The organism is Paenibacillus barcinonensis (assembly GCF_003217495.1).
GTDB classification, from domain to species: domain Bacteria; phylum Bacillota; class Bacilli; order Paenibacillales; family Paenibacillaceae; genus Paenibacillus; species Paenibacillus barcinonensis.
Map to the genome: position 1 here is coordinate 1 of NZ_QJSW01000018.1, position 13,894 is coordinate 13,894.

The following is a 13,894-nucleotide window of genomic DNA, read 5'->3' on the forward strand; positions in this document are numbered from 1 at the left end:
TTCCAAAACATCGTGGAATCCTATCAGGATGCATGGCGTGAAGTTGTGGCAGCTGCAGTGAAGCAAGGTATTCCGGTACCAGGCTTCTCCAGCGCGCTGTCCTATTATGACAGCTATCGTACAGAGCGTTTGCCAGCAAACCTGTTGCAAGCACAACGTGATTACTTCGGCGCGCATACCTTTAAACGTGTAGACAAAGAAGGGAGCTTCCACCACAACTGGATGGAGTAAGCTCCAGATCATGTAAGGATATAGGGACTTGGAGGACCGGATTAATTTCGGAAACCGCCAAGTCCTTTTTTACTTTGTTTGTTGAGAAGGCTAATCTGCACGACATGTGATCTAATTGGAGCGGTACGCTGTTTAAGAAGAGAATGCGCTTGGTAAGGACGGCTTGAAGCCTGGTCGGTACAGGCATGGCCTTCCCCCGTTCGCAGGGCTGTGTTATGATAGGGAAAAATGCTCACGAATGCTTGAATTAAAGGAGTGTACACCTTGAGCAAGTCTAAAAATATTATTCTCATCGGTATGATGGGAACCGGCAAGTCAACTGTTGCCCAGATGCTTTCACAAGAGTTGGAATATCAGCTTATTGATGTGGATGCTTCGGTGGAACAGGAGGAAGGCTGTACGATTCCAGAATTATTTACGGCCAAGGGAGAGGCGTATTTCCGTGAAGCCGAGAGCCGAATGTTATGCTCGGTGCTGGAAAATGATGCGCAGGTCATCGCGACTGGCGGAGGCGTTGTGCTTCGGACAGCGAATTGCGAGGCGATGTCGACCAACGGATGGGTTGTTGCCTTGACAGCGGATCCGGCAGTTATCGTAGAACGTGTTAGCGGCTGTGATAATCGTCCGTTGCTTGCGGGCAACGCGGAGGAACGAATTCGCACGATTATGGAAGAACGCAAGGATGCGTATCAATTCGCACATTACACAGTGGATACAACGGCGCTGTCTGCAGCTGAAGTGACTCGTTTAATTTTAGCGCATTACCGCGTCTAAGCTTGTGATCATCGAAGTGGTGCCAGTTCAAAAACGGGCCTTGCGGCCCGCTTTGGAGGTTAGTTTTCCTGCTCCCATTGAAGCATGCCGCCAACCATGTTCGTACAGCCATCATAGCCGAGCTGCTGCAAATATTCACAAGCTCGTTCGCTGCGGTAACCGCTGCGGCAAATGATAATGATCTCGCCAGACTTATCAATCTCGGACAAGCGATCTGGAATCTGTCCCAGAGGAATATGCTTGGCCCCCTCGATCATGCCTTGTGCGACTTCTTCATCCTCGCGGACGTCGAGCATCTGCAGCTTCTCTCCTGCCTGTAAACGGCGGCGAAGCTCGGATGGTTGAATTTCAGCGACTTGTGTCATATTCAGGTCCTCTTTTCTAAATGGACTTAACGCCTATTCATGATACCCAAGGGATACAGAGGATGTCAATTTGACCGTCTCCATCCTTCACCTTATTACAGCCTTACTAGTTATTACAGCTTTCTCACTAACAATATATAAAAGGAGCATATCATCCATGGACGTTATCGTTAACCCTACCCCTGAGCTGAACGGGGAAATCGGAGCCCTGTCCTCCAAAAACTACACTACCCGTTACCTGCTGGCTGCTGCGCTGGCTGAAGGAACGAGCACTATTCACTTCCCTGCACATAGTGAGGACAGTGACGCTATGCGCAGATGTATTCGCGATCTTGGCGCAGTGCTGGAAGAGGATGACAGCAAAATCGTAATTCAAGGCTTTGGCAGCCACCCTCGCGATGTGCGCGAATTGAACGTTGGCAATGCGGGTGCGGTGCTTCGCTTCCTGATGGGTGTTACAGCGCTGTGCCCTGAAGTTACATTTGTGAACACGTATCCTGATTCTTTGGGGAAACGTCCACATGATGATTTGATTGATGCTTTAGGCCAGATGGGTGTACAGGTTGAACATCATCAAGGGCGTCTGCCGATTACTATTAAAGGCGGTCAGGCCAAGGGTGGACACATTCGGGTGTCCGGCTCGGTCAGCTCCCAATATTTGAGCGCATTGCTGTTTGTAACACCTTTGCTTGCTGAAGACAGCACAATCGAGGTGCTGAACGACTTGAAATCCAAGGTGGTTATCGGACAGACGCTGGAGGTGCTGGAACAAGCGGGCATCATTATTCATGCCAGTGATGACTACATGTTATTCCGAGTTCCTGGTGGACAGGCATACAAGCCGACAACCTACACCGTTCAAGGGGACTATCCCGGCTCGGCTGCTGTACTTGCTGCCGCAGCAGTTACACAGTCGGATGTGAAAATTCTCAGACTGATGGAGCAGAGCAAACAAGGGGAACGTGCCATCGTTGATGTGCTGCGTATGATGGAAGTGCCGCTCACTCATGAGAATGATGTCGTTCACGTTCAAGGAAATGGCAGATTGAAGGCAATTGAATTCGACGGAGATGCAGCTACGGACGCTGTTTTGGCCATGGTAGCGGCAGCTGTATTTGCGGATGGCACGTCACGGTTTTATAATGTAGAGAACCTGCGTTACAAGGAATGTGACCGAATTACGGATTATTTGAATGAACTGCGCAAGGCAGGAGCAAACGTCGAGGAGCGTCAGGCCGAGATTATCGTCCATGGACGTCCTGAAGGTGTCGAGGGCGGTGTAGAGATCAATGCTCATTATGATCATCGTGTCATTATGGCCCTTACGGTCGTAGGTCTTCGTGCCAAGCAGCCTCTTCGTATTCGGGATGCACACCATGTAGCCAAGTCATATCCGCAATATTTTGATCATTTGCAGGCGCTTGGCGCCTCGGTTGAATGGGTAAAAGAGTAAATTAACACGTTAAGCAGAAAAGGATGGTGCTTGAACATGGAATTTAACAACCCTACTCGCGAAGAAATCGGACAACTTTTGCGCAATGCAGGCAACATCGCTGTTGTCGGCTTATCGGACAAATCGGATCGTACCTCGTATATGGTCGCGGAAGCGATGCAGAGCAGGGGATATCGCATTATTCCTGTGAATCCGCAGGCACAAGGAGAGATTCTTGGCGAGAAGGTATATGCTACGCTCGCAGATATCCCGGAGCCGGTGGACATTGTAAATGTTTTTCGTCGTGATGAGTTTTGCGCGGAAGTCGCTCGGGAAGCTGCTGCAATCAAGGCTAATGTGTTATGGCTCCAGCTCGGTATTCATAGCGATGAGGCTGTCCAGATTGCCGCAGAGAACGGCATGACGGCTGTAACCAATCGTTGTATCAAGGTAGAAGATTCCATCGTTCTGCGCGGCGCTGGTCGCGGCTAAAAGCGCTTGTTGTCATCATGAATGCGTTCATGACATCGCATATTCAACTTCGGATTTTAATGAGCCTCCCGTGATCTTTCGAAATCACGGGATTTTTCATGTTCAACATAGTAAGATAGGGGTGAAAATCTACTTTATACGCAAAGCAAATCGGGGCAATTAATCCCCTTTTTGCTTTGACAAAATGCTGTGTAAAGCTTACCATCTAGGATAGAAAGGAGAGGTCGCCATGAATTGGCTCGGATCCTTGCAGCAGCTCGGAAGAGCGGTAATGCTGCCTACAATGGTCCTGCCCGCTGCTGCTATTCTGCTCAGTGTGGGCAGTCTGCCCTGGAACGCCTGGGGATTGGGCGTGGTTGGTGAAGTGTCTACCGTGGCCGGACACGGTATTTTTTATTTTTTGCCGTATTTGTTCGCTGTTGGCGTGGCGCTTGGACTCTCCAACCAGGCTGGTCAAGCGGGACTTGCAGCGCTGGCTGGCATTGTGATTTATGATCAGGTCACCAAACACTTCGGTGATGGCACAGTGCAGCCTGCTTCATTAATTGGAATTATCCTCGGCGCATTTGCCGGAGGCATGCATAATCGCTTTAAAAGTATTAAACTACCCGAAATATTACAATTTTTCGGTGGTTCCAGGTTTGTTTTGCTAATTGTCGGGCTCTGTTCGGCTCTGTTCTCTTGTTTCATGTTGTGGCTTGCGCCCATTCTGCAGCAGGGTTTGAATTCGATTGCAACCTGGGAATACAGTCTTGGTGGCTTCGGGCTGTTCATCTATGGCGTATTATACCGGGTGCTCGTAGCTTTCGGGCTCCACCATCTGCTTAATAATGTATTCTGGTTCCAGCTGGGAACCTATGAAACACCGAGTGGTCAGATTGTGCAAGGGGATTTACCGCGTTTCTTCGCCGGTGATCCGTCTGCCGGATTTTTTATGGCGGGGCTCTTTCCCATTATGATGTTTGCTATTCCCGCAATCGCACTTGCGATTATTCAGGAGGCCAGGGAAGACCTGAAGCCGCAGATCAGGAAAACATTTCTCACGTCTGCACTCGTCTGTTTTTTAACAGGGGTGTCGGAGCAGATTGAATTTGCTTTTCTTTTTGCGGCACCGTATCTGTTTATCGTACATGCAGTGATGTCCGGGGTGGCGATGTGGCTCAGCTACTGGCTGGATATACGTCACGGCTTCTCGTACTCGGCGGGTGTCATTGACTACATACTCAATTTCCATCTGTCTGAGAATGCTTGGAAACTCATTCCGATTGGCATACTATATGGGCTGGTTTATTATTTCTTGTTCCGCTGGGCGATTCGCACGTTCAAAATACCGACACCGGGGCGGGAAGAAGGGTCTATGCTTGAAGATTGGGTAGGCAATATTCCTTATCAGGCACCGTTGATTCTGGAAGCCTTGGGTGGAAAAAGCAACATCGTGCAGGTGGAGGCGTGTATTACACGCCTGCGTCTGACGGTGCATGACGATCGCTTGATCGACACAGGTGCGATGAAAAATCTGGGATCAGCCGGTCTGATCAAGCTGGGCGGCGGAAATGTGCAGGTCGTATTCGGCACCTATTCCGAATTGATTCGGGAAGAGATTGCGAAGCTGCTGGAACGGGATCTGCAGCAGGTGTTGTTTGCAGCGCCGGTTCAAGGCAAGATGCTGCCGATTGAGGAAGTGCCGGACCAGATTTTTGCAGCCAAGCTGGTGGGAGATGGTGTTGCCTTTGTGCCGGAGCGGGGAGAGCTGGTATCACCTGTCTTCGGAACGATTATGCACTTGTATCCGACGATGCACGCCCTGGGCATCTCCACCAGAGAGGGGCTGGAGGTATTGCTTCATATCGGGATTGACACCTCTCAGCTAAAAGGGCATTTTGAAGCGTTTGTGCAGGAAGGCGATACAGTAGAGCCTGGACAGCTGCTCATCAAATTTGATCTGGCGGTATTGCGTGAACAGGCGGCGTCACTGACGACTCCGATGGTGATCACCAACCCGGATCGCGTAAAATCATGGAGTTTTGCTCCATTCAAGCAAGTGAAGAAAGGTCAGGCATCCGTCATGTCCGTGGTGCTCTATGACAGGAACGTTGGAGGGGTAGAATGAAGATACAAGGCATCAATGGAGCTGCAGGCATCGCCATCGGCAAAGCATTTGTCCTGCCCAGCTGGGAATGGGATCTGCCAGACCAGAAGATGGATTCGGTGGATCTCGCCCAGGAATTCGAACGGCTGTACGAGGGTATACGGACATCGAAGCATGAGATTGAATATATCAAAAATGAGTTCAGGGAAGTTGTAGGCCCGGAGGAATCCAGCATTTTTGATGCACATCTGGCGATTCTGGAAGATCCGGTGTTCATGAACGAAATCCGGGGGATTATTGAGCGTCAGTACAAGGCGGCAGAGGTGGCGGTAAAAGAAGCGATAGACCATTTTGTCACCATGTTTGACTTGCTGGAAGATGAATATATGAAGGAGCGGGCGATTGACATCAAGGATGTCGGCAACCGTCTGCTCAAGCATCTGCTGGGTGCACCAGAGATTACACTTCCTTCGGATACGCAGCCTTACATTCTTGTTGCGAAGGAGCTCTCTCCTTCGCAGCTTGCACATCTTAATCCAAGCTATGTATTAGGCATTGTTACCCTGATTGGCGGCAAAACCTCACATTCGGCCATTATGGCGCGTGCCTTGGGTATTCCTCTCGTTTCCGGCTTGGAGGCGAGCCTTGATCTGCCCGTAGAAACAGGGGACTTGCTGGTGGTGGATGGTGATAATGGGCTGGTATTTACTGAACCTGACCGCAAGACGATTGAACGATATACGATGCTGCGCAATAAAGAGCTGAAGAAAAAAGAGCAGCTCCAGGTGCTTGCTACGGTAGATGCAGTAACCAAAGATGGCGCTGTTCTGCAGCTTGCTTCCAATATCAGCTCTGTGAAGGAGCTTGATCTTGCATTGAAGCACGGAGCGAAGGGAGTGGGCCTGTTCCGCACCGAATTCCTGTATATGGATCGTGCGACCTTCCCTGGAGAGCAGGAGCAGTATGAAGTGTACCGTATGGTTGCGGAGAAAACAGCTGGACAGCCAGTGGTCATTCGCACACTGGACATTGGCGGAGACAAACAGCTGGATTATTTTGAATTGCCAGAGGAAGATAATCCGTTTCTCGGGTACCGTGCCATTCGAATCAGCTTGGATCGCAAAGATTTGTTCAAAACACAGCTGACGGCGATCCTGCGTGCCAGTGCAGCAGGAAATGTGAAGATTATGTATCCGATGATCTCATCAGTCGAAGAGTTAGAGCAGGCCAACGAGGTCCTTCGGGAAGCGATGGCTGATCTCGATGCACGGGGCTTGGCCTATGACTCGCACATTCAGGTAGGCATCATGATTGAGGTTCCTGCGGCTGTCATGATTGCAGATCTGCTTGCTGAAGAAGCAGACTTCTTCAGTATCGGGACCAATGATCTCGTTCAGTATGTGCTGGCTGTAGACCGAATGAATGAACAGATTGCTCATATGTATCATCCGTATCATCCCGCTGTGCTGCGTATGCTAAGGGCAACGGTGGATGCAGCGCATACGGCAGGCATTGATGTCAGTGTGTGTGGTGAGATGGCAGGGGACGAGCGTTCCATTCCTTTATGGCTGGAGCTTGGAATTCGCCATTTGAGCATGTCTCCACAATCACTGTTGCGTGTGAAGCACAGAGTACTAAATACAACCGCTGCAGATGCCAAAGAGGAAGCGCGTAAATGTTTTGCTCTGAGAACAAGCAGTGATATCGAAGAGCGCTTGCAGAAATTCAACGACGTGAGCGGTAGCCCTGACGATCAGAGTGGATCAAACGCTTCGTAAATCTATTTTTCTTGCCATCAGATAACCCAAATGGCAGGTTACCAGACGTAAAATCTCTTAAAGTTAATATATTCATTTTTGTACCACTTTTTCCAAAAAGATACAAAAAACCGCTGAGCAGGTTTACATGCACAGCGGTTTTTATATGTCTTAATGTCTTATCGCTCAAGAACCTTGAGCTTGCCTCCGTCAGTTCAACCTATTCCTTTGCTGCTGGCAGGGCAGCAAGTGCATCACAGAACGCCTTTCCATACGGAGGAAGGTCAGGTGGACGGCGAGCGGAGATGATATGTCCATCGACAACGACAGCTTCATCCTTCCAGATCGCACCGGCGTTTTCCATGTCATCCCGAATGCCCGGTGTAGAGGTTACGGTAACGCCATCCAGTATTTTGGCAGAGATCAGCACCCAGCCTGCATGGCAGATTTGTCCGATTGGCTTGCGATCCGCGTGTATTTCCTTCACAAGCTCCAGCACTTTGGAATAACGTCGCAATTTGTCAGGGGCCCAGCCACCTGGCACCAGAATTCCATCATAATCAGAGCTGTTCAGCTCCTCGAAACTGTACTCAGCGACAGCGGGCACACCGTATTTGCCGATGTATGTCTTTCCTTTTTGCTCACCAGCCAGATGAACTTCGGCCCCTTCCTCGCGAACCCGGTACACGGGATACCACAATTCCAGATCCTCGAATTCTTCATCGACCAGTGCAATGATTTTTTTTCCTGCTAATCTCATGGTTTATTGCTCCTTCCTTATTGCCTGCGATTTTTGTCATCTCATCGTACTGTATATTGTAACAGATTCGCTGCTCTGCTTCATACAGATCATAACGTTTACAACAATGGATTAATGAACGGTGTCCAAGCTTATATGGCCTGATATTCGACAGCCTTCATCTGGTGACAGTGGTAATTTGTGCAACCTTTAGTTTACAGCAGGATTTAAGCGGAAATAGGTCGAATGGTACTAGTACAGAGAGCAAAGGACGAATGAGGTGAAGGATAGTGCGTAAGTCGTGTAGATGTGGACATGTAATGGAATTGGAATTAAGAACAGTAGTATACGCCAAAAAGGTAGAAATTCGTAATGTACCTGTCTTTGCGTGTACAGCATGTGTAGCCTATGAAGTGCTGCAGCCGGTGAAACCGGATCTAACCGAATGTATCAGCAAGCTCGGAGAACGCCCAGTGAAGCAGGACGTTTCGTTTGGAGAGCAGAATGAGTTAGCCGATCTTTTTCACGAACAGCTGCTCGCCTGGCCAGATGCAACCGATCAGGAGATGGAATATCGAATGAAAGAGGCTGTGCAAGAGCGAATCAATCTGCTGCTCGATATTATGGGTTACGCTCGTCAAGCTGAAGACAAGGCATGGATGGAAGATATTCAGCGCAGACTGGGACAATTGTCCGGGTTTGTGTGGCAGGCGCATTTCTCAAATGCCGTCTAGTTTTGACGTGTAAAATGTTTGTTTTCATGAAAATTGGATTTTTTGCTCACTTTTTGTTAAGATATCGGAGAGTGAAAACGCTCAACATGGCGGTATTGCTGATAAAGGGGGATGTATAACGAATGGCTGACATGACTAAAATGACAAGTATTGAACAGCTAAACTCCGAAGTGCAGGCGACGGAGGATCAACCCTTGCTTCTGTTCAAGCATAGCACCCGCTGTCCAATCAGCGCGCATGCTTATCAGGAGATGAATGATTATTTGCATAACTCTCCGAATGAAAGCGTGAAATATGGCATCATCTATGTGGTGGAAGATCGCCCGGTATCCAATGAAGCAGCTGAGAAGCTGAATGTTAAGCACGAATCGCCTCAAGTCATTCTGGTCAAAAAGGGCATGCCGGTGTGGCATACTTCTCATTCTCAGATTACAAGCAGGGCGCTTGCTAACATTTTAAGTGAGGCTTAGAGCCTATTTTAATTGATTAATGCTATAATTTGTCGTAATATAAATCTTAATGAAAATGGAATGAAAATTTACTGGTAATGGAGCGAAGTACTGTGACGGTAACCATTTATGATGTGGCACGTGAAGCTGGAGTGTCTATGGCAACGGTATCACGGGTAGTCAACAATAACCCTAATGTCAAACCGCAGACGCGGAAAAAAGTATACGAAGCAATTGAACGGCTTGGATATCGTCCGAATGCGGTAGCCCGCGGTCTGGCGAGCAAAAAAACGACCACGGTTGGAGTTGTGATCCCGGACATTTCGAACTCGACCTTTGCCGAGATTGCTCGCGGGATTGAAGATATCGCGAATATGTACCATTACAACATTATTTTGTGTAATGCGGACAAAAAGAAGGAAAAAGAAATTCGTGTAATCAACACATTGCTGGAAAAACAAGTAGACGGTCTGCTCTTCATGGGTGGAACGGTAACGGATGAACATATTCAAGCGTTCCAATCAGCAGCGGTGCCGATTGTGTTGTGTGCAACAAGTGATGAGAAGGGGACCTTCCCTTCTGTTGATATTGACCATGAGGCAGCTGCTTTTGATGCAGTCAACACGCTCATTCGCCACGGTCACAGAGAGATTGCAATGATCAGTGGTACACTGCAGGACCCGGCTAACGGATTTGCACGTTTCCAAGGCTACAAGAAAGCACTGGAAGCCGCTGGCATTGAATACCAAGAGGATTTGGTGCGTATTGGTAACTATCGTTATGAGTCCGGTGTGGAAGCGATGAAATATTTCCTTGGACTCAAGAAAAAGCCGACAGCGATCTTTGCTGCTACAGATGAAATGGCGATTGGTGCGATTCACAGCATTCAGGATGATGGGCTGAAGGTACCTGATGACTTCTCGATCATCAGTGTGGATAACATTCGCATGGCTTCTATGGTACGTCCGCAGTTAACGACAGTTGCTCAGCCGATGTATGATCTGGGCGCGGTAGCAATGCGTTTGCTGACCAAGCTGATGAAGAAGGAAAATGTGGAGAATCCGAGAGTGATTTTGCCGCATGAAACGATTCTCCGTCTGTCTGTAAGCCACGCAGGTTAATCTGTTTATTGGACGGAGCAAAAGATAAGGGAGAAGGTATTCTCTCTACATAGATTTTGGTTGTGCATAAGCTCCGGAAACGGGGCTTTTGTGCTGAAAAAGACTCGTGACCACGAGTTAATTTCACATACAGGATGACAGGATTGCAAACAGGGAGGATACAACAATGCGTGAAACGATAGGCATTATGGGCGCTATGGATGAAGAAGTGGAGCTTTTGCTTCAAGGCATGAAGCAGCACGAAACGGTGAAGCAGACAGGGATTACGTATGTTGCTGGTGAGTGGCTTGGCAAGCAGATCGTTGTGTGCAAGTCAGGCGTAGGGAAAGTGAATGCGGCGGTAACCACGCAGATTCTGATTGATCGCTTTCAAGTGAATCGTGTCATCTTTACAGGTGTAGCCGGAGCGGTTCATCCTGAGCTGAACATCGGGGATATGGTGATTTCCTCAGTATGTGTGCAGCATGACATGGACGTAACGCCGCTGGGATTCGAGCGCGGAGTGATTCCATATCAGGAAACATCAGCATTTCCAGCCGAGGCTTCGCTGATTGCACTCGCGGAGGAAGCCTGCAAGGCGCAGGGAGCTGATTACCGCATCGGCAAGGTGCTGTCAGGGGATCAATTCATCGCTAGCAAAGAGACCGTGAACATGCTGTACACGGAGATGGATGGAGCGTGTGCCGAGATGGAGGGGGCAGCTGTTGCTCAGGTATGTTATATGAACCGTGTACCTTTCGTCGTGCTGCGCAGCATGTCTGACAAGGCTGATGGCTCCGCACATGTCAATTTTGCAGAGTTCACTGTACAGTCTTCACAGCGTTCCCACCGCATTGTGGAGCATATGCTTGAACATATGTGATGTTACACACGTCATGTTAACTGTGAATTTTAAACAATAGACGAATAAACCGCCTCTCAGACTCATTTCCATTCAGCATGGAGAATGTTCTAGGGAGGCGGTTTTTTATGTATAGAAGGCGTATGGGTTTAGTCCTAATACATGAACCGATGACGGAAGCGAACACGATCAAACTGTTCTTCGGAGCTCATAGGGACTTGATTACCGATCCGAACCATCAGGCAGTTCGCGGGGTGAGAGCAGATTTCGGGATCATCTGTGGCATACCAGGTCATATCAATGTTCTGCATCAGCCGCTCCATCATTTTACGGTAGTCCCATACGGTCAGCCCGCTGCCCTTCAGGTCCCAATGCCAATAATATTCTGTTGTGAAAATAATATAATTCTCCATGAACTTATCTTCCATCGCAGTAAGCAGCATTTCACGTCCGACTCCAAGGGAACGGTATTCATCTGCAACTTCAATGGCTCCAAGCTCAATCAGATCTGTCATGTTGCCCTCGGACCAGCGTTCGCATTCATCTGCGTAATGGAACGTGACATAGCCGATAATGACATCATTTTCATGAGCAATAATAATGCGTCCTTCAGGTAAGTCAGCAATCTCGGCAAGAGCCTCCTGTTGCTCTGTCGGACGCCGAAAGGCATCCAGATCGGTATGGAAAGCCATACGTCTGATCTCGTCTGCATGCACAGGGCCCTCCACCGTAATTCGGTGGTCGGACTTGAAGATGGAACGCATGTGATGCTGCTTGATATGCTCCATGGTTCATACTCCTTTCTCCCCCTACTTATAGCAAAAAATCGAAAAGCTGAAAAGCCATAGACGATGTTTGATCAAATTTGATATAATTGCGTTGACAAAAATTGTTCACAATTCAACACCGCTTATGTGCATCGGTTGGGTCAGGCAAGTACGTGAAAGTAGTTTTCTCTATCTACTAATGTAAGCGCTAACTGGAAGTTCAGTCAACACAAAGGCAATACGAAGTAACCCTGATGGGAATCGAATGTCGAGTTGAAGGAGGCTGGCAAGCATGAGTCAAGCACATAATGAGATGCTGCAAACGGTGGTGTCTGAGTCGAATCTGGGCGATTATACGGAAGCTAGAAGCCGGTTCGATTGGGAAACGGTAGAAAGGCACTTTACGTGGCACGCCAGCGGGAAAGTGAACATGGCACATGAGGCGATTGATCGCCATGTACTGGAGGGCAGAGGCGGGAAGACGGCATTGCTTTACAGCGATGCTTCCCGTGAGGAGGCTTACACCTTCGCTGATCTAAGCGAGCAGTCCAGCCGTTTTGGCAATGTGCTGCGTAAATACGGCGTAGCCAAAGGAGATCGGGTCTTTATTTTTATGCCGCGAAGTCCAGAGCTGTATTTCAGTCTGCTGGGTATTCTGAAAGTAGGGGCTGTAGCTGGTCCCTTGTTTGAGGCTTTCATGGAAACGGCGGTGAAGGATCGCCTGGAAGACAGTGGCGCTGTGGCGCTGGTGACGACACCAGAGCTGCTGGGACGGATTAAACGTTCCGAATTGCCGGACTTGAAGCATATTTTTGTCGTCGGCGGTGGTCCGCAGTCTGATGCAGGATTGCTTGATTTTGATGCGGAGATGGCTGCTGCTGCGGATGATATGGAGGTCGAGTGGCTGACGCGTGAGGATGGACTGCTGATTCATTATACGTCCGGCTCTACGGGGAAACCGAAGGGCGTGTATCACGTTCAGAATGCGATGATTCAGCATTATTATACAGGCAAAGTTGTGCTTGACCTGCGGGAAAATGACGTATATTGGTGCACCGCCGATCCGGGCTGGGTCACAGGAACTTCATACGGTATTTTTGCACCATGGCTGAACGGAGTAACCAATGTTATCCGCGGTGGCAGGTTCAGTCCGCAGGATTGGTACAGCACTATTGAGAAAAACAAGGTAAGTGTATGGTATAGTGCTCCTACAGCCTTCCGCATGCTGATGGGCGCAGGCGATGAGACGATTGCACAGCATGATCTGAGCAGCTTGCGTCATGTGATGTCGGTAGGCGAACCGCTCAACCCGGAGGTGGTGCGTTGGGGCTGGAAGGCTTACGGTCAGCGCATTCATGATACATGGTGGATGACGGAGACGGGGGCGCAATTAATCTGTAACTACCCGGGCATGCCGATTAAACCAGGCTCGATGGGACGTCCTCTGCCGGGTATCGAAGCAGCCATTATTGATGATCGCGGACAAGTGCTGCCACCCTACAGCATGGGTAATCTCGCAATTCGTGCGCCATGGCCGTCCATGATGGCCAAGATCTGGAACAATCCAGCCAAGTATGAGGAGTATTTCAGGCTGACAGGATGGTATGTATCCGGCGATTCGGCCTACATGGATGAGGACGGGTACTTCTGGTTCCAGGGACGTATTGATGATGTGATCAACTCTTCAGGCGAGCGGATTGGGCCGTTTGAGGTGGAGAGCAAGCTGGTGGAGCATCCTGCAGTTGCTGAGGCGGGTGTAATTGGTAAGCCGGATGTGACACGTGGTGAGATTATTAAAGCCTTTGTTGCGCTCCGTGAAGGGTATGAGGCTACGCCGGAATTGAAGGAAGAGATCTATCGCTTTGTAAAAGAAGGCTTGTCCGCTCACGCAGCTCCGCGTGAGATTGAATTTAAGGAAAAGCTGCCGAAGACACGCTCAGGCAAAATTATGCGCCGTGTGTTAAAAGCATGGGAGCTTGATCTGCCGACAGGTGACTTGTCAACAATCGAGGATTAACAATCTGGGCAGAATGATATAGTGCAACAAACGGAAGCCAGGTTCATGCGAAATGCGTGAATCTGGCTTTTTTATTCGTTGTAGAA

The 13,894-nt window shown here is 49.1% G+C and carries 13 protein-coding genes and 1 pseudogene; 11 read left to right on the forward strand and 3 right to left on the reverse strand.

The features are described 5' to 3' along the window. Both DFQ00_RS21490 and DFQ00_RS21495 read left to right on the forward strand, forming a co-directional pair. Positions 1–231, forward strand: a pseudogene (locus tag DFQ00_RS21490) (NADP-dependent phosphogluconate dehydrogenase); the annotation flags it as partial. Between the two features lie 264 nt (positions 232–495). Then, a complete protein-coding gene (locus DFQ00_RS21495) occupies positions 496–1,005 on the forward strand; it encodes a shikimate kinase (protein WP_244213954.1) in 510 nt (169 codons plus the stop codon). 59 nt (positions 1,006–1,064) lie between these two features. Here the strand turns inward: DFQ00_RS21495 and DFQ00_RS21500 are convergent, their stop codons facing one another. Next, the gene (locus DFQ00_RS21500) at positions 1,065–1,370 is read right to left on the reverse strand and encodes a rhodanese-like domain-containing protein (protein WP_110898542.1); all 306 of its coding nucleotides are present in this window, start codon (positions 1,368–1,370) and stop codon (positions 1,065–1,067) included. Positions 1,371–1,527: 157 nt separating this feature from the next. Between DFQ00_RS21500 and aroA the strand changes: the two genes are divergently transcribed. The 4 genes from aroA to ptsP all read left to right on the forward strand — a co-directional run bounded on the left by aroA (position 1,528) and on the right by ptsP (position 7,161). Beyond that, entirely contained in the window at positions 1,528–2,823 is a 1,296-nt protein-coding gene (aroA, locus tag DFQ00_RS21505; protein ID WP_110898543.1) for a 3-phosphoshikimate 1-carboxyvinyltransferase, read from the forward strand. A gap of 36 nt (positions 2,824–2,859) precedes the next feature. Continuing rightward, complete coding sequence (locus DFQ00_RS21510; RefSeq protein ID WP_110898544.1) at positions 2,860–3,294, forward strand: CoA-binding protein; 435 nt, start codon at positions 2,860–2,862, stop codon at positions 3,292–3,294. Between the two features lie 229 nt (positions 3,295–3,523). Further along, entirely contained in the window at positions 3,524–5,404 is a 1,881-nt protein-coding gene (locus DFQ00_RS21515; protein WP_110898545.1) for a glucose PTS transporter subunit IIA, read from the forward strand. Beyond that, complete coding sequence (gene ptsP / locus DFQ00_RS21520) at positions 5,401–7,161, forward strand: phosphoenolpyruvate--protein phosphotransferase (protein WP_110898546.1); 1,761 nt, start codon at positions 5,401–5,403, stop codon at positions 7,159–7,161. The genes DFQ00_RS21515 and ptsP overlap by 4 nt, the downstream gene beginning before the upstream one ends. 199 nt (positions 7,162–7,360) lie before the next feature. Here ptsP and DFQ00_RS21525 read toward each other — a convergent pair whose 3' ends face one another. Then, complete coding sequence (locus tag DFQ00_RS21525) at positions 7,361–7,900, reverse strand: type 1 glutamine amidotransferase domain-containing protein (RefSeq protein ID WP_110898547.1); 540 nt, start codon at positions 7,898–7,900, stop codon at positions 7,361–7,363. Between the two features lie 299 nt (positions 7,901–8,199). Between DFQ00_RS21525 and DFQ00_RS21530 the strand changes: the two genes are divergently transcribed. The 4 genes from DFQ00_RS21530 to DFQ00_RS21545 all read left to right on the forward strand — a co-directional run bounded on the left by DFQ00_RS21530 (position 8,200) and on the right by DFQ00_RS21545 (position 11,045). Then, positions 8,200–8,613 (forward strand): hypothetical protein, encoded by a 414-nt coding sequence (locus tag DFQ00_RS21530; RefSeq protein WP_110898548.1) that lies wholly within the window; start codon positions 8,200–8,202, stop codon positions 8,611–8,613. Positions 8,614–8,735: 122 nt separating this feature from the next. Then, positions 8,736–9,083, forward strand: coding sequence for a bacillithiol system redox-active protein YtxJ (ytxJ, locus tag DFQ00_RS21535; protein ID WP_110898549.1), 348 nt, complete (start codon positions 8,736–8,738; stop codon positions 9,081–9,083). A 92-nt stretch (positions 9,084–9,175) separates the two neighbouring features. After that, positions 9,176–10,183 (forward strand): catabolite control protein A, encoded by a 1,008-nt coding sequence (gene ccpA / locus DFQ00_RS21540; protein WP_110898550.1) that lies wholly within the window; start codon positions 9,176–9,178, stop codon positions 10,181–10,183. Positions 10,184–10,349: 166 nt separating this feature from the next. After that, entirely contained in the window at positions 10,350–11,045 is a 696-nt protein-coding gene (locus tag DFQ00_RS21545) for a 5'-methylthioadenosine/adenosylhomocysteine nucleosidase (protein ID WP_110898551.1), read from the forward strand. Positions 11,046–11,179: 134 nt separating this feature from the next. Here the strand turns inward: DFQ00_RS21545 and DFQ00_RS21550 are convergent, their stop codons facing one another. Continuing rightward, positions 11,180–11,812, reverse strand: coding sequence for a GNAT family N-acetyltransferase (locus DFQ00_RS21550; RefSeq protein WP_110898552.1), 633 nt, complete (start codon positions 11,810–11,812; stop codon positions 11,180–11,182). Between the two features lie 271 nt (positions 11,813–12,083). On the opposite strand from DFQ00_RS21550, the gene acsA reads away from it, so the two are divergent. Then, entirely contained in the window at positions 12,084–13,808 is a 1,725-nt protein-coding gene (gene acsA / locus DFQ00_RS21555) for an acetate--CoA ligase (RefSeq protein ID WP_110898553.1), read from the forward strand. Positions 13,809–13,894: the final 86 nt, after the last annotated feature.

What these genes read in the sequence shown, in the direction of transcription:
- DFQ00_RS21500 (WP_110898542.1), bottom strand. Translation starts at nt 1,370, where the DNA reads ATGACACAAGTCGCTGAAATTCAACCATCCGAGCTTCGCCGCCGTTTA.
- aroA (WP_110898543.1), top strand. Translation starts at nt 1,528, where the DNA reads ATGGACGTTATCGTTAACCCTACCCCTGAGCTGAACGGGGAAATCGGA.
- DFQ00_RS21510 (WP_110898544.1), top strand. Translation starts at nt 2,860, where the DNA reads ATGGAATTTAACAACCCTACTCGCGAAGAAATCGGACAACTTTTGCGC.
- DFQ00_RS21515 (WP_110898545.1), top strand. Translation starts at nt 3,524, where the DNA reads ATGAATTGGCTCGGATCCTTGCAGCAGCTCGGAAGAGCGGTAATGCTG.
- ptsP (WP_110898546.1), top strand. Translation starts at nt 5,401, where the DNA reads ATGAAGATACAAGGCATCAATGGAGCTGCAGGCATCGCCATCGGCAAA.
- DFQ00_RS21525 (WP_110898547.1), bottom strand. Translation starts at nt 7,900, where the DNA reads ATGAGATTAGCAGGAAAAAAAATCATTGCACTGGTCGATGAAGAATTC.
- DFQ00_RS21530 (WP_110898548.1), top strand. Translation starts at nt 8,200, where the DNA reads ATGGAATTGGAATTAAGAACAGTAGTATACGCCAAAAAGGTAGAAATT.
- ytxJ (WP_110898549.1), top strand. Translation starts at nt 8,736, where the DNA reads ATGGCTGACATGACTAAAATGACAAGTATTGAACAGCTAAACTCCGAA.
- DFQ00_RS21545 (WP_110898551.1), top strand. Translation starts at nt 10,350, where the DNA reads ATGCGTGAAACGATAGGCATTATGGGCGCTATGGATGAAGAAGTGGAG.
- DFQ00_RS21550 (WP_110898552.1), bottom strand. Translation starts at nt 11,812, where the DNA reads ATGGAGCATATCAAGCAGCATCACATGCGTTCCATCTTCAAGTCCGAC.
- acsA (WP_110898553.1), top strand. Translation starts at nt 12,084, where the DNA reads ATGAGTCAAGCACATAATGAGATGCTGCAAACGGTGGTGTCTGAGTCG.